Genomic DNA, 19,241 nt, shown 5'->3' with positions numbered 1-19,241 from the left:
TTTCCCCAGTAACGATCAGCCGAGGACTTGGACAACTCCGGGGTAACAAGCCTCATCCCTGGGCACTTGGACGCCGATCCACCTCAGTGAACCCCCGGAGGCGGCCATGACCACGGCGACCACATCCCCGCAGAACACCCTCGTCCACTCGTACCTGTTCCTCCGGCGCGCCATCGGCCTCATCGGCCTGGCCCTGCCGGTCGTGCTGATCCTCGGCAAGCAGCTCGTCCAGGGCGGCGACCTCCTCGGCTCGCTGAGCGGCTACTACTACACCGACCTGCGCGACGTGCTCGTCGGCGCGATGTGCGCGGTCGGGGTGTTCCTCCTCGCCTACTACGGCCACGACTACGTCGACAACATCGTGAGCACCGTCGCCGGGCTGGGCGCGATCGGGCTCGCGCTGTTCCCGACCACCCCGGACCACGACGTGACGGCCTGGGACAAGACCGCGGGCGTCCTGCACCTCGCGTTCGCGGCCGTGTTCTTCCTCTCCCTCGCCTACTTCTGCCTGAGGTTGTTCCCCCACGACGGCGAGCAGCCGGAGCGGTTCGGCGCGCTCTACCGGGTCTGCGGGGCCGTGATCCTCGCCTGCCTGGTGCTGATCGCCCTGGCCAAGTACCTCGCCCTCGCGCCATCGCTGCACCCGGCGCTGTGGCTGGAGGCGATCGCGGTGGAGGCGTTCGGGGTCGCGTGGCTCGTGAAAGGACGGTCGCTGGAGCCCCGGAGTGTGCCGTAGCCCACTCGACCGGGCCACACCACTGGTTACCGGTGGGTAACAAGGGCTATCGTGCGGACAGTGACAACCGGGGCTCCGCCCCGGCCGGGGGCTCCGCCACCCGGACCCCCGCAAGAAGACCTGTCTACTTCATGGAGCTTCAGTGGCCGCACCAGCAACGCCGCTCGCGCCGACCGCGCGAGGCGTGCGCACCGTCGCCTTCGTCGAGGGGGTCCGCACCCCCTTCGGCAAGGCCGGCGACAAGGGCATGTACGCCGGGACCCGGGCCGACGACCTCGTCGTCAACGCCATCCGCGAGCTGCTGCGGCGGCACCCCGAGCTGCCGCCCGAGCGCGTCGACGAGGTGGCCATCGCCGCCACCACCCAGACCGGTGACCAGGGCCTGACCATCGGCCGCACCGCCGCGCTGCTGGCCGGGCTGCCCAAGTCCGTCCCCGGCTTCGCCATCGACCGCATGTGCGCCGGCGCCATGACGGCCGTGACGACCGCCGCGTCCGGCATCGGCTTCGGCGCCTACGACATCGCCATCGCCGGCGGCGTCGAGCACATGGGCCGTCACCCGATGGGCGAAGGCGTCGACCCGAACCCGCGGATCATCGCCGACAAGCTCGTCGACCCGACCGCCCTGGTCATGGGCCAGACCGCCGAGAACCTGCACGACCGCTTCCCGGCCATCACCAAGCAGCGCACCGACGCCTACGCCGCGCGCAGCCAGGAGAAGTACGCCGAAGCCGTCAAGACCGGCAAGATCGGCCCCGAGCTGGTCCCCGTCGCCACCCGCTCCAAGGAACTCGGCTGGGGCCTGGCCACCGAGGACGAGCCGCCGCGGCCGGGCACCACGGTCGAGCAGCTGGCGAACCTCAAGACGCCGTTCCGGCCGTTCGGCCGGGTCACCGCGGGCAACGCGGCCGGCCTCAACGACGGTGCCACCGCCTCGATCCTCGCCGACGAGGAGACCGCCCGCGAGCTGGGCCTGCCGGTCGCCATGCGGCTGGTCGGCTACTCCTTCGCCGGCGTCGAGCCGGAGGTCATGGGCATCGGCCCGGTGCCGGCCACCGAGAAGCTGTTCAAGCGCACCGGCCTGTCCATCGACGACATCGGCCTGTTCGAGATCAACGAGGCCTTCGCCGTGCAGGTGCTGGCCTTCCTCGACCACTTCGGCATCGACGACGAAGACCCGCGCGTCAACCAGTGGGGCGGCGCGATCGCGTGCGGCCACCCGCTGGCCTCGTCCGGCGTCCGGCTCATGACGCAGCTGGCCCGCCAGTTCGCCGAGCGGCCCGACGTCCGGTACGGCATGACCACGATGTGCATCGGTATCGGCATGGGCGGCACCGTGATCTGGGAGAACCCGGCCTTCGAGGGGGCGAAGTAAATGACGTTCACCGCTGAAGAAGCGAAGGCCGCTTTCCCGGACGAGGTCGTCACGCACGCCGTGACGCGCCTGGTGAAGGTGCCCGGGCTCGAGAAGCCCGTCGCGCTGATCACGCTCGACAACGGCCACGACCACACCCGGCCGAACACCTTCGGCCCGCAGGGGCTCGTCTCCCTGAACGCCGCGCTCGATGTCGCCTTCGAGGCCGAGCCGGCCGCGATCGCCGTCACCGGCAAGCCGTTCATCTTCGCCGTCGGCGCCGACCTCTCCGGCGTCGAGGCCGTGAGCGACCCGAAGCTGGCGCGCGAAATCGCCCAGACCGGGCACGACGTGTTCCGCCGCCTCACCGAGTCGAAGATCCCGACGTTCGGGTTCGTCAACGGCGCGGTCATGGGCGGCGGCCTGGAGCTGGCGCTCTCCTGCCACTACCGGACGCTGTCGGAGAACACCGCCGCGATCGCGTTCCCCGAGGTCTTCCTCGGCCTGTTCCCGGGCTGGGGCGGCACGCAGCTGCTGCCGAACCTGATCGGCGCGGACGCGGCCGTCACGGTGATCATCGAGAACGCCCTGGCGCAGAACAAGATGCTCAACGTCAAGCAGGCGGCCGAGCTCGGCATCGTCGACGCGGTCTTCGGCTCGGCCGACTACCTCGAGCAGTCGCTGCTGTGGCTGGCGAAGGTGGTCAACGGCGAGATCACGCCGGAGCGCCGCGAGATCGACCGCGGTTCGGCCTGGGACGCGGCCATCGCGCGGGCCAAGTCCATCGTGGACGGTCGGACGCACGGTGCGTCGCCGGGCGCCACCAAGGCCGTGGAGCTGCTCGAACTCGCGAAGGAAAACGACCTCGACCGCGGGTACGCGGCCGAGACCGAAGGCCTCGCCGAGCTGCTCATGTCCGACGTCCTGCGCGCCGGGCTGTACTCGTTCAACCTGGTGAACAAGCGCGCCAAGCGCCCGGCCGGCGCGCCGGACAAGTCCCTGGCGCGCAAGGTGAACAAGGTCGGCATCGTCGGCGCCGGCCTGATGGCCAGCCAGCTCGCGCTGCTGTTCGTGCGCCGCCTGAAGGTGCCGGTCGTGCTGACCGACGTCGACCAGGAGCGCGTCGACAAGGGCGTCGGCTACGTCCACGCCGAGATCGACAAGCTGCTGGGCAAGAAGCGCCTGTCCCCGGACGGCGCGAACCGGCTCAAGGCGCTCGTCACCGGCTCGCTCGACAAGGCCGCGTTCGCCGACGCCGACTTCGTCATCGAAGCGGTCTTCGAGGAACTCGGCGTCAAGCAGCAGGTGTTCGCCGAGCTGGAGCAGCACGTCAAGCCCGAGGCGATCCTGGCGACGAACACCTCGTCGCTGTCGATCACCGCGATGGCGTCGAAGCTGCAGCACCCCGAGCGGGTCGTCGGCTTCCACTTCTTCAACCCGGTCGCCGTGCTGCCGCTGCTGGAGATCGTCCGCGGCGAGAAGACCGACGACGCTGCCCTGGCGACGGCGTTCTCGGTCGGCAAGCAGCTGAAGAAGTCGAGCGTGCTGGTGAAGGACGCGTCGGCGTTCGTCGTCAACCGGCTTCTGCTGCGCTTCCTCGGCGAGGTGCTGGTCACCGTCGACGAGGGCACGCCGTTCGAGGTCGCCGACAAGGCACTGGAGCCGCTGGGCCTGCCGATGACGCCGCTGACGCTGATGCAGCTCGTCGGCCCGGCCATCGCGCTGCACGTCGGCGAGACGCTGCACGAGGCCTTCCCGGACCGGTTCACCCTGTCCGAGAACCTCGCGAAGTTCGTCAAGGCGGGCAAGAAGGGCGTCTGGATCTGGGACGCGCAGGGCAACCAGTCGGCCGACCCCGAGGTCGTCGAGCTCTGGACGCAGGGTGACAAGCCGTCCACCTCCGAGGAGGTGCGCGACCGGGCGCTGTCGGCCATCGCCGAGGAGATCCGGATCATGCTCGACGAGGGCGTGGTCGCCGAGGCGCAGGACATCGACCTGTGCCTGATCCTGGGCGCGGGCTGGCCGTTCTGGAACGGCGGCATCACGCCGTACCTGGACCGCTCCGGCGTGTCCGAGCGCGTGAACGGCAAGCCTTTCCTCGCCCCGGGTGTGGCCTCGGTCCCGACGGCCTAGTACTCGCCCTCGCGAGGGCACTTCGGCGGCGGCGCAGTGAGTTTCAGCTGCGCCGCCGTCGCGTCGGAGTCGATCACCGTGACCCGCTCGGCGGTCCGGTAGCGGGCGTGCAGCTGGAGCGCCCACGCCTTGAGGTCGGTGCCCGGGACGGCGAGCAGGTCGACCGAGGGCGGGTCCACGAACACCCGCCGGGCCTTCGGATCGTCGCGCAGCACCGGCAGCGCGGCCCGCATGTCCTCTTCGGACGCATACGTCACGACTACCGCCGCGCACAGCGTGTGCCCTTCCAGGGGCGCCGGATTTGTGTCGATCGGCAGCTCGGGTGGGCGGACCAGCGCATCGATGAAGAACGCGAGCCCCACTCCGGCGGCCGCGGCCAGCGCGATCACCGGCGGCAGCACCCGGGTCAGGCGGTTCTCCTCCACACCGGAGATCACAGCACAGCCGGCCGCCGGAACACCGCCCGTTCACCCCGGCGGCCCAGCGTCCGCCGGTGACCACACCGCATCGGGCAGGCGAACCCGTTCGAGGACTTGTGGCGGGACGCGAAGCCGATTTTCGTGGACCTGTGCTGAACGGACTGTCCCGCCGGCTGCTCGTGCGGTCGATCATGGCCGGGTTGCGCTTCCTGCTGCGGCTGCCTTCGCCCGTGCTGCGGGTGATCGCGGGCCGTCCGGTGCTGGTGGACGGCCGTCAGCCAGTCCTCACCGCCCAGGTGCTCATGCGGGTTTCGCGGTTCGCGCCGTTCGACGCGCCGCACCGCAACGGCAGCCTCGTGCGAACCCGGGCCGAACTGGACCTGGCGGGGGCGCTGGCCGGCGCCGGCATCTGCCCCGGCGTGCGGACCCGGGACCTCTCGTGGCCCGGGCCGGCCGGCCCGCTGCCGCTGCGGCTCTACGCACCGGCCGGCGTCCCGGCGCCCGGCCCGGCGATCGTGTACTTCCACGGCGGCTCGCCCCGGAACACCCGTTCCCGGCGGCGGCTTCGGACGCGGTCGCGGCGTTCGCTTTCGTCTACGAGCACGCGGCGGAGTTCGGCATCGACCCGGCCCGCCTGGCGGTGGGCGGCGACAGCAGCGGCGGCAACCTGGCGGCGGTGGTCGCCCACGCGGCGGCCCGCGGCGAGCTGCCCCGCCCGGCGTTCAGCCTCCTGCTCACCCCGGCGACGGACGCGCTCGGCACGTCGGAATCGCACCGGCAGTTCGGCTCGGGCTTCCGCCTCGACCGGGACGAATGGGCCTGGTACCGGGACCAGTACGTCCGCGACCCGGCCCGCTACCGCGACCCGCGCGCCTCGGTCCTGTACGACGACAGCCTCGACGGCCTGCCCCCGACGTTCGTGGCCACGTGCGGCTTCGACCTCCTCCGCGACGAAGGCGAGGCCTACGCGGCCCGCCTCGCTGCGGCGGGAGTCCCCGTGGTCCACCGCCGTCACGAAGGCCAGCTCCACGGCTTCGCCAACCGAGTGGGCATAGACCCGGACGCCCGCGCGGCGATGGTCCACGCAGCCGGAGTCCTCCGCGCCGCCCTCGCCCTCTCCCGCGGCCCTCGTGAGTGAGAAACAGTGTTCTAAGAGCCTGTTTTTGATGCCGTCTGTGGGTATGGGTCGGGCCTCTGCTAATGATCTTGACACCACATCATGATCACGACCAGCAGAGGCCCGGTCTTCTTTGTACCCTGCCGCCGGTAAGGCCACGTCAGCGGGCTGTCGTCCGCGTCGCTACCCCTCCGACACCAGCGATGCCGAGTGGGCGCTGCTGGAGTCGCTGCTGCCCACGCCCGCGTGCGAGACCGCGGCAGGTGGCCGTCCGGAGAAACATCCCCGCCGCGCGATCGTCGACGCCTTGCGTTATGTCACCGACAACGGCATCAAATGGCGGGCGTTGCCGCCGGACTTCCCGCCGTGGCAGACGGTGCATGGGTTCTTCACCCGCTGGTCCAAGGCCGGGGTGTTCGAGCGGATCCGGGACCGGCTGCGGGAGAGGATCCGGGTGAAAGCGGGACGCAATCCCGCCCCGAGCGCGGCGGTGATCGACTCCCAGTCGGTCAAGGCCGCCGAGACCGTCGCCCGCGCCGGCCGGGGTTATGACGGCGGGAAGAAGATCGACGGCCGCAAACGCCACATCGCCACCGACACCCAAGGATTGCTGCTGGTCGTGCTGGTCACCGCGGCCAACCTGCAAGACCGCACTGCCGCCCGGTTGCTGCTGCCCGCGCTGCACGCCGCCCACCGCGGCGTGCGATGGGTGTGGGCCGACGGCGGCTACACCAGCGCCGACCTCGTCGACTGGGCCAGGAAAACCCTGCGGATGACACTCGACATCGTCAAGAAAATCGTCGGTCAGAAAACCTTCGTCATCCTGCCCCGGCGCTGGGTGGTCGAACGCACCTTTTCCTGGATCACCCAAGCCCGCCGCAACGTCCGCGACTACGAACGCCTGCCCGAGCACTCCGCAGCCTTCATCAACCTCTCCATGATCACTATCATGACCAGGCGCCTGACCCGCCAGAAACAGCGGGCCAGGACCACCTAACCAAGATCCAAGACAGGCTCTAACACTGTTTCTCACTCACGAGGGCTTTCAGTGGACCGGGAGGTGGACCGTCACGCCCAGGCCGCCGCCCACGATGGGTTCCGCCGTGACCGTTCCGCCGTGGGCGGCCACCGCGGCGCGGACGATCGACAACCCCAGGCCCGCGCCCGAGCGGGCCGTGCGGGCCACGCCGGCCCGGCGGAACGGCTCGAACAGCTCCGGCACCGCCGCCGGGTCGACCAGGCCGCCCGAGGACCGGACGCGCAGCATCGACCACCGCGGCCCCGGTTGCGTCACCACCTCCAGCCAGCCGCCGTCGACGTTGTGGCGGACCGCGTTCTCCAGCAGGTTCCCCGCGATCCGCTCCAGCAGCGCCGGGTCGCCGAACGCGGACGCCGACACCACGGAGAACGTCGCCCGGATGCCGCGTTGCGAGGCTTCGCGCTGAACCGCGCGCCACGCCCGGTCGACGACCACCGCGAGGTCCACCGGCTCGTGCACGCCCAGCCCGGCGCCGTCGGTGCGGGCCAGCAGCAGCAGCGAGTTGACCAGCTGCCCGGCCCGCTCGGTGGCGTCCCGGACCACGCCGCCCATCCGGCGAAGCTCGGCTTCGTCGGCGTTGTCGTCGGCGAGGGTGACGTCCAGTTCCGTGCGGATCACCGACAACGGCGTCCGCAGCTCGTGGCTCGCGTTGGCGACGAAGTGGCGTTGCGCGTCGAACGCGGCCTGGAGCCGGTCGAGCATGTCGTCGAACGTGCTCGCCAGCTCGGCCAGCTCGTCGCGGGAGCGGATCTCGCCGATCCGCTCCCCCAGCGACTCGACCGACAGCCGCCGCGCGGTGCCGGTGATTTCGCGCAGCGGCAGCAGCACCCGCGAGGTGAACGTCCAGGCGAGGATCGCCGCGGCCGCCACCACCAGCAGGAACGCGATCGAGCCGAACAGCAGCATCCGGTCGCGGGCGTGCACCCGCAGGTGCTCCGCCAGCGCCGACGCGTCGACCTGGACGCCGTCGACGACCACCACGCTGCCCGGCGGCATCTGCGGGACGGTGTCGAGCGAGTCCCGCACCAGCGTCCAGGCCAGCCAGAGCAGCAGCAGGCTGACCGCGGCGACCAGCACGGTCGCCAGCAGGGTGATCCGGGCGCGGAGGGTGCGGGTGCCCGGCAGGTTCACGCGCGCTGCGGTGTGCCGGGCTCCGGCACCCGGTACCCGGAACCGACGACGGTCTCGATGATCCCCGGCTCGCCGAGCTTCTTGCGCAGCGTCATCACGGTGACCCGGACGGTCGTGGTGAACGGGTCGGCGTTCTCGTCCCAGACGCGCTCCAGCAGCTCCTCGCTGCTGACCACGGATCCGGCGGCCTGCAGCAGAACCTCGAGGACGCCGAACTCCTTGCGCGTCAGCTCGACCGGCCCGCTCGAGCGCCGGACCGTCCGCTTGGCCGGGTCCAGCTCGACGTCCCCGGCGGTGAGCAGCGGCGGCGCGGCCGGCGTGGCCCGGCGGCCCAGCGCCCGCACCCGCGCGACCAGCTCGGGGAAGGCGAACGGCTTGGCGAGGTAGTCGTCGGCGCCCAGCGACAGCCCGTCCACGCGGTCGGACACCGAGCTGCTCGCGGTGAGCATCAGCACCCGGGTCAGCTCCCCGGACGCGACGATCTCCCGGCACAGCTCGTCGCCGGACATCCCGGGCAGGTCGCGGTCCAGCAGCACGACGTCGTACCGCGTGACGGCGGCCTTCTCGTGCCCGTCGTCCCCGGTGAGCGCGACGTCCACCGCCATCCCCTCCCGGCGCAGCCCGCGGGCGATCGCGTCGGCCAGGGGTTCTTCGTCCTCGACTACCAAAACTCGCACGAACCCACAATCCCATATTTTCCTGAGAGTGCCCTTTAAGGATCAGGGGCGATCCAGCGGAGCGCGAACCACAGCCGCATCCGGGTCTCCGGGTCCGCCAAGTCCACGCCCAGTGCCTTCTCCACCTGCGCGATCCGGTGCCGGACGCTGTTGCGGTGCACGCCCAGTTCCGCGGCCGTCGGCTCCCAGCCGCCGTGGTGGGCCAGCCACGTCCGCAGCGTCGGCACCAGCGCCCGGTCGCCCGCGCGGTCCAGCGCCACCAGCGGCTCCAACGCCTTCGACGCGAATCCGCGGGACGCGCCCGGGTCCAGCAGCGCGTCGAAATCCAGCGGTGAATCCCCCGCCACGACCGGACGGCCGAGCGCGGAAGCCCGCGAAAGCAGCACCTCCAGCTCCGCCCCGGCCGAAGCCGCCCGGGAAGCGGGCGACGGCGTGCCCACGGCCGCCAGCCAGCCGTGCGCACGCAGGTCCTCCAACACGGGGACGGGCGGGGCGGACTCGGCGATCGCGACGAACCGCCCGGGCGACACCGAAACCAGGGGCGTGTCCAGCCGCGCCCGCAGCCAGTCCGGGCGCTGGGCCACCTCGTCCGGGCCGCGCCGGTACGCCGTCCCGGCGACCAGCCGGACGACCTCCGACCCCAGCAGGGCCCGGGCGACCTCCCCGGGCGACGTCCGGCCGAGCAGCAGGCCGGTGGCCGCCGCGCCCAGCTCGGCCGCGTCCGAGCCCGCGCGGCCGACCAGGCCGAGCAGGGCCGCGCCGACGGCGAGGATCGTCCGCTCGGCGCCGTCGAGCCGCCGGGACCGGCCGACCACCACCAGGTGCGACGCCGTGGCCTGCGGGTACACCGGCTGGACGACGACGAAGCCGCCGCCGGTCTCGGTCGTCGCGCTCCGGATCCCGCTGCCCGCGCGCACGGTCGCCATCAACTCCCGCACCGACGGCGGCAGCGGCACGGGCGCGTCGTGCGCCGCGGCCAGCACGTCCCCGGCGCCGACCAGGGCGACCCAGCACCGCAGCACCGCCGCGAGCGCCGACGTCAGCTCGCCGAGCCCGCCGCCCGCGGCGCGGGTCAGCGTCTCGCGCGCCGCCGTGATCCGCCGCTGCTCCCGCTGTCCGGCCTCGGTCAGCGCGACCGAAACGGCCCGGTTGATCGCCAGGAACGGCGTCCGCGGCGGCACCACCAGCAGCGGCAGCCCGTGGCGCGCGCAGGCCCGGCGCAGGGCCTCCGGCAGGGTTTCGTGCACGTTCGGGGTGAGCCCGAAGCCCAGCGCCGTCACGCCGGCGTCCCGCAGCCCGCGCACGTACCGGTCGATCCGCTCGGGCAGGTCGACCCCGGCGGTGAGGATCAGCTCGCCGCCCAGCAGGTAGGGCGCGGGATCCTGCAGCTCGCTCACGTGCGCCCAGCGCACCGGGGTGTCCAGCGCACCCGGCCGCAGGGTTTCCGGGACGACCTCGAGCGCGAGCTCCCGGTTGCCGACCACGTCCCGTAACGGGACATTCACCTCCGTGGACAGCGGATCCGTGTTCGCGGTCATTTCGTCCCTATCGAAGTCGACTGGGGACGAATCATCCCATGCCGGGGAGGTGCCGGGCGAACCTACGGTGACCCGAAACGACGTGAGGAGGACACCGTGACCGGCGACTACGCGGTGATCGCGCTGTACATCGCGGGCATGCTCGGGGTCGGCTGGTACGGCCTCCGGCTCGCGAAGACGAAGTCCGACTACCTCGTCGCCGGGCGGCGGCTGGGCTGGTTCATGTACTCCGGCACGATGTCGGCCGTCGTCCTCGGCGGCGCGTCGACCGTCGGCGGCGTGAAGCTCGGCTACACCTACGGCATCTCCGGCATGTGGCTGGTGGTCAGCATCGGCGTCGGCATCCTGGTGCTGCACGCCCTGTTCGCGCGGCGGCTGGTCCGGCTGAAGGTCTACACCGTCGGCGAGATGCTCGACCTGCGCTACGGTGGCCGCACCAGCGCGGTGTCCGGCGTCGTCATGTGGGGCTACACGCTGATGCTCACGGTGACTTCGACGCTGGCCTTCGCGACCATCTTCAAGGTGCTGTTCGACCTGCCGAACTGGGCCGGGATCGCGATCGGCGGCTCGATCGTCGTCCTCTACTCGGTGCTCGGCGGCATGTGGTCGATCACGCTCACCGACATCGCCCAGTTCGTCATCAAGACCATCGGCATCCTGGCCATCCTGCTGCCGGTGGCGATCAGCTCGGCCGGCGGCTTCGACGGCATGAGCGCCAAGCTCGACGCGAGCTTCTTCAGCTTCACCTCGATCGGCACCGACACGATCATCACCTACTTCGTCATCTACACCTTCGGCCTGCTGATCGGCCAGGACATCTGGCAGCGCGTGTTCACCGCCCGCACGCCCGCGATCGCGACGTCCGGGGGCATCACGTCCGGCGTCTACTGCCTGGTCTACGGCCTGGCCGGCGCCCTGATCGGCACCGCGGCCCACGCGCTGTACCCGGACATCGCCAGCGCGCAGGACGCCTTCGCGACCATCGTCGAGCGGCTGCTGCCGACCGGCGTTCGCGGCCTGGTCCTGGCCGCCGCGCTGTCGGCGATGATGTCGACGGCCAGCGGCGCGCTGATCGCCTGCTCCACCACGACGACGTCCGACCTGCTCACCAAGCTGGGCCTGAAGAAGGGCGGCGAGGTCAGCCGCAACCGGCTCGCCACGCTGCTGCTCGGCCTGCTGGCGATCGGCATCGCCATGGTCGTCGACGACGTCGTCAACGCGCTCACCATCGCCTACGACATCCTGGTCGGCGGCCTGCTGGTCGCGATCGTCGGCGCGCTGTTCTGGAAGCGCGGCACCCGGCAGGGCGCGTACGCGTCGATGGTGGCCGGCACGATCTCGGTCATCGCCTTCATGATCATCGACGGCGTCGACGCCAACACCCCGATCTACTGGGGCCTCGGTGCGAGCCTGGTGGTCTACCTGGCGGTCAGCCTGGCCACGCCCCGCACTTCCGACACCATCCTCTCCGTCTGGACCCGCCGCTTGAGCGGCGCGGAAACCCCCATCGAGAACCGGGAACAGGAGCCCACCAGTGCCTAACATCGGACCCCTCGACTCGTCGCGCGTCCCCCGGTTCGCCGGCTTCGCGACCTTCGCGCGGCTGCCGCGGATCGACCAGGTCGAGCGCGCCGACGTCGCCGTCGTCGGGGTGCCCTTCGACTCCGGAGTCTCCTACCGGCCGGGCGCGCGGTTCGGCCCGGCGGCCGTCCGCGAGGCGAGCCGGCTGCTGCGGCCGTACCACCCGGAGCTGGACGTCTCGCCGTTCGAAGAGAAGCAGGTCGTCGACGCGGGCGACATCGCGGTCAACCCGTTCAACATCGGCGAAGCGATCGAGACGCTGCAGCAGGAAGCCGAAGCACTGCAAGCGGACGGGACGCGGCTGGTGACCGTCGGCGGCGACCACACGATCGCACTGCCGCTGCTGCGCGCCGCGGCGAAGAAGCACGGACCCGTTGCGCTGCTGCACTTCGACGCGCACCTCGACACGTGGGACACCTACTTCGGCGAGCCGTACACCCACGGCACCCCGTTCCGGCGGGCGTCGGAGGAAGGCATCCTCGACACGAGCGCGCTGTCGCACGTCGGCACACGCGGGCCGCTGTACGGCAAGCGCGACCTGGAAGAGGACCGCCGCCTCGGCTTCGGCATCGTCACCTCCGGCGACGTCCTGCGCCGCGGCGTCGCCGAGACGGTCGACGCGCTGCGGCAGCGCATCGGCGACCGGCCGCTGTACGTCTCGGTCGACATCGACGTCCTCGACCCGGCCCACGCGCCCGGCACGGGCACGCCGGAAGCGGGCGGCATGACCAGCCGCGAGCTCCTGGAGATCCTGCGCGGGCTGCACGACCTCAACCTGGTCGGCGCGGACGTCGTCGAGCTGGCCCCGGCCTACGACCACGCCGAGATCACCGCCATCGCGGCCTCCCACGTCGCCTACGACCTGGTGAGCCTGCTGGCGCTGGGGAAGGGCGCATGACCCGCATCGGCGGCGACGTCGTCGTCGAAACCCTGCGGGCGCTGGGTGCCGACACGGTGTTCGGCCTGCCGGGCCAGCACGCGCTCGGCCTGTTCGAGGCACTGCGGCGCGCCGACGACCTGCGGGTGATCAGCGGGCGCGTCGAGAACAACCTCGCCTTCGCCGCCGACGGGTTCGCCCGCGCGCGGCTCGCGGCGGACCCGGACGGGCCGGTGCCGGTGACGCCGCTGGTCGTGTCGACCGGGCCGGGTGCGTTGCTGACGCTGGCTTCGCTGCAGGAATCGCGCGCGGCCTCGGTGCCGGTGCTCGGCATCTCCAGCCAGGTCCCGGTCGCCGGGCTCGGCGGCGGGCGGCACGGTTACCTGCACGAACTGCCCGACCAGCAGGCGAGCTTCCGGGACGTCGTGAAGTCGGTGCACGTCGTGCGGCGGGCGAGCCAGCTCCCGACGGCGCTGCGCGAGGCGTGGACGTCGGCGGCGACCGCGCCCTACGGCCCGCTGTGGGTCGAGATCCCCCAGGACGTGCTGCTCGGCCCGGCCGGGCTCCCGCCGATCACGTCGGTGTCGGCCACCCCCGCGGCCCTGGAACCCCTGCCAGAGCTGGTCACCGCGGCGGCGGAGCTGCTGGGCGCGGCGGCCAACCCGGTCATCCTCGCCGGCGGCGGGGCGTTGCGGTCGGGTGCTTCCGCCGAGCTGACGGCGCTGGCCGAGGCGTTGCGCGCGCCGGTGATCTCGACGTTCGGCGGCAAGGGCGTCTTCGGCTGGGACCACGAGCTGTCCGGGCGGTCGTGGCTGGAGGACTGGCACACCACGGAGTTCCTCGCCGGCGCCGACGTGCTGCTCGTGCTCGGCTCCGGCCTCGGCGAGCTGTCGAGCAACTACCGCGAGTTCGCCCCGCGCGGCCGGGTGATCCAGGTCGAGGCCGACCTCGGGAAGCTGGAGTCGAACTACCCCGGCCTGGGCATCCACGCCGACGTGCGGCTCACGCTGCAGGCCCTGCTGGAGTGGGTGCCGATGCGGGCGTCCGACGGACGGGCCGAGAAGGCGGTGTCGGGGCTGCTGTCCGCCGTGGAGTCCCGGTTGGACAGTCAGGACCTGGCCACCGAACGGAAGCTGATCGACGACATCCGCGCGGCGCTGCCCGACGGCACCCAGACGTTCTGGGACATGACGATCGCGGCGTACTGGGCCTGGTCGGCGTGGAACCCCGAGGGCGCGCCGATCCACACCGCGCAGGGCGCGGGCGGGCTGGGCTACGGCCTGCCGGGCGCGCTCGGCGGCGCCGCGGCCGGTGGTGGTCCCACGCTCGCGGTGTCCGGGGACGGCGGCGCCATGTACGGCGTCGCCGAGCTGGCCACGGCGGTGCAGCACGGCCTCGACGTCACGTGGCTGATCGTCGACGACGGCGGCTACGGCGTCCTGCGCGAATACCTCACCGGCGCCTTCGGCCGGACGACGGCCACCGAGCTGGCCCGGCCCGACTTCGCCGCACTGGCGTCTTCGTTCGGCGTGCCCGCCCGGGTGTCCTCTTTGGACACAGTGGGCGCGGACCTCGCCGAAGCGCTGCGCACGCCCGGGCCGTCCGTCGTCGTCCTCCCCGCCCTGCTGAAGCTGTTCGCGCCGACCCACCTGGAGAAGGCATGACCCGCACCCTCGACCTGACCGACCCGGCGACCGGCGAGGTCTTCGGCACCAGCCCCGTCGCCTCCGAGTCCGAGGTGGACGCGGCGCTCGAATCGGCCGCGCAAGCGTTTGCGACCTGGCGCCGCAGTACTCCGGCGCAGCGGCAGCTGGCCCTGTTGAAGATCGCCGACGCCCTCGAGGCCCGGGCGGCCGAGTTCGCCGACCTCGAAGTGCGGGAAACCGGCAAGATCCGGTCGGTGGTGCTCGAAGAGGAGATCCCGGAGTGCGTGAGCGCGCTGCGGTTCTTCGCCGGCGCCGCGCGGCAACTGGAGGGCACCGCGGCCGGGGAGTACGCGCCGGGTCACACGTCGGTGATCCGCCGCGAGCCGGTCGGCGTCTGCGCGCAGATCGCGCCGTGGAACTACCCGCTGATGATGGCGGTCTGGAAGATCGCCCCGGCCCTGGCGGCGGGCAACACGGTGGTCCTCAAGCCGGCGGAGACGACCCCGTCGACGGCGGTGCTGCTGGCCCGCGTCGCGGCGGAGTACCTGCCCGCGGGGGCGTTCACGGTCCTGACCGGCGACCGCGACACCGGCCGCGCCCTGGTCAGGCACCCGATCACCGCACTCGTCTCGATCACCGGCTCGACGCGCGCGGGCATCGACGTCGCCACCGTGGCGGCCGCGGACCTCAAGCGCACCCACCTGGAACTGGGCGGCAACGCACCACTGCTGGTCTTCCCGGACGCGGACCTCGCGTCGACGGTCGAGGGCATCGTGGGCGCGGCGTGCTACAACGCGGGCCAGGACTGTACGGCGGGCAGCCGGGTCCTGGTCCACGAGTCGATCCACGACGACTTCGTCGCTTCGCTGGCGAAGGCCGCTGCGGAGCAGACCCCGGGCGTCGACTACGGGCCGTTGAACAGCGCGGCGCAGTTCTCGCGCGTCGAAGGCCTCATCGCGCGGCTGCCCGCACACGCCCACCTCGAAACCGGCGGGACCCGGTTCGGTACGCGCGGGTTCTACTTCTCCCCCACGGTGATCTCGGGAGTGCGCCAGGACGACGAGATCGTCCAGGAGGAGATCTTCGGCCCGGTGCTCACCGTCCAGTCCTTTTCGGACGAAGCCACGGCGGTGTCCCTGGCCAACGGTGTCCCGTACGGGCTGGCCTCCTCGGTCTGGACCCGCGACCTCGCCGTCGCCGCCCGGGTGTCGGCCGAGCTGGACTTCGGCTGCGTGTGGGTGAACACGCACGGGCCGCTGGTCGCCGAGATGCCCCACGGCGGCTTCGGCCACTCCGGCCACGGAAAGGACCTCTCGGCGTACGCCTTCGCCGAGTACACGCGGGTCAAGCACGTGATGACGAGGTTCGCATGAGCGAGAAGATCACCGAGGTCGAGCAGCACGGCATCGCCCCGATCCCGCCGGAGGAGCAGACCTCGCGCCCGCGCGACCTGTTCCGCATGGCGTTCGGCGGCGCGAACACCTTCGCCACGATCATCCTGGGCACGTTGCCGATCGCGTACGGACTGAGCTTCCGCGACGCGGTCCTGGCCACCGCCCTCGGCGTCGTGGTGGGTGGCTCGGTGCTGGCCCCGATGGCGTTGTTCGGCCCGCGCACGCGCACGAACAACGCGGTGTCGTCGGGCGCGCACTTCGGCGTGGTCGGCCGCTGCGTGGGCTCGTTCCTGTCGCTGCTGACGGCGATCACGTTCTTCGCTATCTCGGTGTGGGTGAGCGGCGACGCGGTGGCCGGGGCGGCTCAACGGCTGTTCGGCTTCGACGGCGGTCCCGTGCTGCGCGGTTTCGCGTACGGCGTGATCGCGATCGCCACGCTGGTGGTGTGCATCTACGGCTACCGGTTCATGCTGCTGGTCAACCGGATCGCGGTGGCCCTCGGCACGGCGATCATGCTGCTGGGCGTGTTCGCCTACGGCGGGACGTTCGACCCGGGCTACGCGGGCACGGGAACGTACGCGCTGGGCACGTTCTGGCCGACGTTCACGTTGGCGGCACTGACGGCCCTGGCCAACCCGATCTCCTTCGGCGCCTTTCTCGGCGACTGGGCCCGCTACATCCCCGCGTCGCACAGCAAGCGTTCCCTGCTGGCCGCGCCGTTCCTGGCCCAGGTGGCGACGCTGCTGCCGTTCGGCTTCGGCATCGCGACGGCGACGCTGGTGGCGAACCCGGCCGACTACATTACCGGCCTGACGGCGATTTCCCCGCTGTGGTACGCCATCCCGCTGATCGTGGTGGCGTTGATCGGCGGCCTGTCGACCGGAACGACGTCGCTGTACGGAACGGGCCTGGACTTCAGTTCGATCTTCCCGAAGCTGTCCCGGGTCCAGGCGACGCTGCTGATCGGGACGTTGAGCGTGGCGTTCATCTTCGTCGGCAATTTCGTGCTGGACATGGTGTCGAGCATCAACGCCTTCGCCACGCTGATCGTCCTGTGCACCTCACCCTGGATGGTGATCATGATGATCGGCTTCGTCCAGCGGCGGGGGTACTACGACGTGGCGGACCTGCAGGTGTTCAACGAAGGCCGCAAGGGCGGGCGCTACTGGTTCGCCCGGGGCGTGAACTGGCGAGCCATGGCGGCCTGGATCCCGGCGACGACGTTGGGGCTGCTGTGCGCGAACACCCCCATGATCGCGGGGCCGTGGCGGGAGGTGGCCGGCGGAGTGGACGTGAGCTTGCTGGTGACGCTGGCGACCGCTGCGGTGGCGTACCCGGTGCTGGTGAAGCTGTTCCCGGAACCGCCGGAGGTCTTCGCTTCGGCGCCCCGGCCGGTGGCGGACGCCCTCCCCGCCGAAGCCTGAGCCGACCCCCCCGCGCGGGGGCGCCCCCCGTTTTCCACTCTACCGGTGACCACCGACAGTTTCGGCCGCGAACGCCCCCGCAGAGCGGGGGCGTTCGCTCAGCTGCGGTCGGCGTTCTTCTTCGCCGGTTCCTCTTCCGAAGTACCGAGCCGTCCCGAGGCCCACTCCGTCACCCGCCGGGCCACGTCCTGAGCCGTCAGGCCGATCCGTCCCAGCACCTCGTCACGGCTGCCGTGGTCGTGGAACGACTGCGGCACCGCCAAGTCACGCAGCGGGACATCGCACTCCGCGTCGCGGAACAGCGCCGCCAGCGCCGAGCCGAAGCCACCGTGGCGGCCGCTGTCCTCCACCGTCACCACGAGCTTGTGCTGAGACGCCAGCGCAACCAGCTCGGCAGGAACCGGCAGCACCCACCGGGGATCCACGACGGTCACGCCGATCCCCTGATCAGCCAGCCGATCCGCCGCCGCCAGCCCCAGCGTGGCGAACGAGCCGACCGTCACCAGCAGCACGTCGGCACCTTCGGCCGGGCGCCGCAGCACGTCGACCGTGCCGATCCGCTCGACGGCGGCCACATCGGTGCCGACCTTGCCCTTCGAGAAGCGCAGCGCCGTCGGCCCGTCGGACACCGCGACGGCTTCCCGCAGTTCCTCGCGCAGGGTCCCCGGGTCACGGGGAGCGGCCACCCGCATCCCCGGCACCATCCCGAGCAGCGACAGGTCCCACATACCGTGGTGCGACGGGCCGTCCGGCCCGGTGATCCCGGCCCGGTCGAGCACCAGCGTCACCGGCAGCCGGTGCAGCGCGACGTCCATCAGCACCTGGTCGAACGCCCGGTTCAGAAATGTCGAGTAGATCGCCACCACCGGGTGCAGCCCGCCCATGGCCAGCCCCGCGGCCGAGGTGACCGCGTGCTGCTCGGCGATCCCGACGTCGTACCAGCGGTCCGGGAAGGCCTCGGCGAACTTGTCCAGCCCGGTCGAGCGCAGCATCGCCGCCGTGATCGCGACGACGTCTTCACGCTCGGCGCCGATCGCCGCCAGCTCGTCGCCGAACACGCCGGTCCAGCTCGGGCCCTTCACCGGCGGCAGGCCGGTCTCCGGGTCGATCGGGTCGGTCTGGTGCATCTGGTCGTGCTGGTTGTTGACCGCCGGCGCGTAGCCGTGGCCCTTCTCGGTGACCACGTGCACGATGACGGCGCCGCCGAAGGAGCGCGCGCTGTGCAGGGCCTTCTCCAGCGCCACCTGGTCGTGGCCGTCGACCGGGCCGAGGTACTTCAGGCCGAGGTCGGAGAACATCGCCTGCGGGCTCAGCGCGTCCTTCAGGCCGGCTTTGGCGGCGTGGAGCGCGGCGTAGATGGGCTTGCCGACGACCGGGGTGTGCCTGAGGATCTCGCGGCCGCCGTCGAGGAGCCGCTCGTAACCCGGCTGCAGGCGCAGTGCCGCGAGGTGGTCGGCCAGGCCGCCGATGGTCGGCGAGTACGACCGGCCGTTGTCGTTGATCACGATGACGACCGGACGGTCCTTGTGCGCGGCGATGTTGTTGAGCGCCTCCCAGCACATGCCGCCGGTGAGCGCGCCGTCGCCGACGACGGCGATCGCGTGGCGCCCGCCGCCGGCCAGCTCGAACGCCTTCGCCAAGCCATCCACATAGGACAGTCCGGACGACGCGTGGCTGCTCTCCACCCAGTCGTGCTCACTCTCCGCGCGCGACGGGTACCCGGTGACCCCGCCGGTCTGGCGCAGCAGGTCGAACCCGGCCGCGCGGCCGGTGACGAGCTTGTGGACGTACGCCTGGTGACCGACGTCCCACACGATCGCGTCGCGCGGCGAGTCGAACACACGGTGCAGCGCCAGGGTCAGCTCGACGACGCCGAGGTTCGGCCCCAGGTGGCCGCCCGCCCGCCGGACCTTGTCGACGAGGAAGTCCCGGATCTCGGCGGCCAGTTCGCCGAGGTCCTCGACACTCATGCGCTTCAGGTCCGCCGGTCCGCTCACGGACTCCAGCATCGTCACTCGTCTCCACCTCACTCGCTCGGTTCCGGCCAGTCTACGGAGACCCGCCAGAGCGGCACCGCAGGCCGCGTCCGGCATCACAACCGGAGCGCGACCGCGGGTCAGCACCCGGGGTGAACCTCGTCTCCCGGCGTCGCTGTGGCGGTCACGCGGCGTGGCC

Annotated in this window: 16 protein-coding genes; 10 read left to right on the top strand and 6 right to left on the bottom strand. The window is 71.6% G+C overall.

Features of this window, described 5'->3' with window-relative positions:
• Positions 1-106: 106 nt before the first annotated feature.
• The 3 genes from ACFPLC_RS28765 to ACFPLC_RS28755 all read left to right on the top strand — a co-directional run bounded on the left by ACFPLC_RS28765 (position 107) and on the right by ACFPLC_RS28755 (position 4,223).
• On the top strand, positions 107-736 hold the full coding sequence (locus ACFPLC_RS28765; RefSeq protein WP_378207617.1) for a DUF998 domain-containing protein: 630 nt from the start codon (positions 107-109) through the stop codon (positions 734-736).
• Positions 737-920: 184 nt separating this feature from the next.
• A complete protein-coding gene (locus ACFPLC_RS28760; RefSeq protein WP_378207653.1) occupies positions 921-2,111 on the top strand; it encodes a thiolase family protein in 1,191 nt (396 codons plus the stop codon).
• Entirely contained in the window at positions 2,112-4,223 is a 2,112-nt protein-coding gene (locus tag ACFPLC_RS28755; protein WP_378207614.1) for a 3-hydroxyacyl-CoA dehydrogenase NAD-binding domain-containing protein, read from the top strand.
• Here ACFPLC_RS28755 and ACFPLC_RS28750 read toward each other — a convergent pair.
• Positions 4,220-4,648, bottom strand: coding sequence for a hypothetical protein (locus ACFPLC_RS28750; protein ID WP_378207611.1), 429 nt, complete (start codon positions 4,646-4,648; stop codon positions 4,220-4,222). The two genes, ACFPLC_RS28755 and ACFPLC_RS28750, sit on opposite strands and share 4 nt — an antisense overlap.
• Before the next feature lie 8 nt (positions 4,649-4,656).
• Entirely contained in the window at positions 4,657-4,983 is a 327-nt protein-coding gene (locus tag ACFPLC_RS28745; RefSeq protein ID WP_378235959.1) for a hypothetical protein, read from the bottom strand.
• A 98-nt stretch (positions 4,984-5,081) separates the two neighbouring features.
• Here ACFPLC_RS28745 and ACFPLC_RS28740 point away from each other — a divergent pair, with 98 nt between their 5' ends.
• Both ACFPLC_RS28740 and ACFPLC_RS28735 read left to right on the top strand, forming a co-directional pair.
• On the top strand, positions 5,082-5,780 hold the full coding sequence (locus ACFPLC_RS28740) for an alpha/beta hydrolase fold domain-containing protein (protein WP_378207608.1): 699 nt from the start codon (positions 5,082-5,084) through the stop codon (positions 5,778-5,780).
• A gap of 112 nt (positions 5,781-5,892) precedes the next feature.
• Positions 5,893-6,756, top strand: a complete 864-nt coding sequence (locus tag ACFPLC_RS28735; protein WP_378235762.1) for an IS5 family transposase — start codon at positions 5,893-5,895, stop codon at positions 6,754-6,756.
• A 48-nt stretch (positions 6,757-6,804) separates the two neighbouring features.
• On the opposite strand, the gene ACFPLC_RS28730 is transcribed toward ACFPLC_RS28735, so the two are convergent.
• From ACFPLC_RS28730 to ACFPLC_RS28720, 3 genes are read right to left on the bottom strand one after another with little or no spacing between them, the layout of a single operon-like run.
• Positions 6,805-7,929 (bottom strand): sensor histidine kinase, encoded by a 1,125-nt coding sequence (locus ACFPLC_RS28730; protein WP_378193151.1) that lies wholly within the window; start codon positions 7,927-7,929, stop codon positions 6,805-6,807.
• Positions 7,926-8,606: a response regulator transcription factor gene (locus ACFPLC_RS28725; protein WP_191315728.1), complete on the bottom strand. Its 681-nt coding sequence runs from the start codon at positions 8,604-8,606 to the stop codon at positions 7,926-7,928. Before ACFPLC_RS28725 ends, ACFPLC_RS28730 begins: the two co-directional genes overlap by 4 nt.
• A gap of 35 nt (positions 8,607-8,641) precedes the next feature.
• A complete protein-coding gene (locus tag ACFPLC_RS28720) occupies positions 8,642-10,144 on the bottom strand; it encodes a PucR family transcriptional regulator (protein ID WP_378193148.1) in 1,503 nt (500 codons plus the stop codon).
• A 96-nt stretch (positions 10,145-10,240) separates the two neighbouring features.
• Between ACFPLC_RS28720 and ACFPLC_RS28715 the strand changes: the two genes are divergently transcribed.
• The 5 genes from ACFPLC_RS28715 to ACFPLC_RS28695 are packed head-to-tail and all read left to right on the top strand — an operon-like array spanning position 10,241 to position 17,066.
• Positions 10,241-11,686 (top strand): sodium:solute symporter family protein, encoded by a 1,446-nt coding sequence (locus ACFPLC_RS28715; RefSeq protein WP_378193145.1) that lies wholly within the window; start codon positions 10,241-10,243, stop codon positions 11,684-11,686.
• Positions 11,679-12,623 (top strand): agmatinase, encoded by a 945-nt coding sequence (speB, locus tag ACFPLC_RS28710; protein ID WP_378193142.1) that lies wholly within the window; start codon positions 11,679-11,681, stop codon positions 12,621-12,623. The genes ACFPLC_RS28715 and speB overlap by 8 nt, the downstream gene beginning before the upstream one ends.
• The gene (locus ACFPLC_RS28705) at positions 12,620-14,266 is read left to right on the top strand and encodes a thiamine pyrophosphate-binding protein (RefSeq protein ID WP_378193140.1); all 1,647 of its coding nucleotides are present in this window, start codon (positions 12,620-12,622) and stop codon (positions 14,264-14,266) included. Before speB ends, ACFPLC_RS28705 begins: the two co-directional genes overlap by 4 nt.
• Positions 14,263-15,621, top strand: coding sequence for an aminobutyraldehyde dehydrogenase (locus ACFPLC_RS28700; RefSeq protein ID WP_378193137.1), 1,359 nt, complete (start codon positions 14,263-14,265; stop codon positions 15,619-15,621). Before ACFPLC_RS28705 ends, ACFPLC_RS28700 begins: the two co-directional genes overlap by 4 nt.
• Positions 15,618-17,066: a purine-cytosine permease family protein gene (locus tag ACFPLC_RS28695; RefSeq protein WP_378193134.1), complete on the top strand. Its 1,449-nt coding sequence runs from the start codon at positions 15,618-15,620 to the stop codon at positions 17,064-17,066. The genes ACFPLC_RS28700 and ACFPLC_RS28695 overlap by 4 nt, the downstream gene beginning before the upstream one ends.
• A 98-nt stretch (positions 17,067-17,164) precedes the next feature.
• On the opposite strand, the gene dxs is transcribed toward ACFPLC_RS28695, so the two are convergent.
• Complete coding sequence (dxs, locus tag ACFPLC_RS28690) at positions 17,165-19,081, bottom strand: 1-deoxy-D-xylulose-5-phosphate synthase (protein WP_378193131.1); 1,917 nt, start codon at positions 19,079-19,081, stop codon at positions 17,165-17,167.
• Between the last annotated feature and the right edge of the window lie 160 nt (positions 19,082-19,241).

Origin of the sequence: Amycolatopsis plumensis, assembly GCF_042652605.1 — a bacterium.
Taxonomy (GTDB): Bacteria; Actinomycetota; Actinomycetes; order Mycobacteriales; family Pseudonocardiaceae; genus Amycolatopsis; species Amycolatopsis plumensis.
Note: the sequence above shows the minus strand (reverse complement) of the source record. Positions and strands in the feature narration are given on the sequence as shown.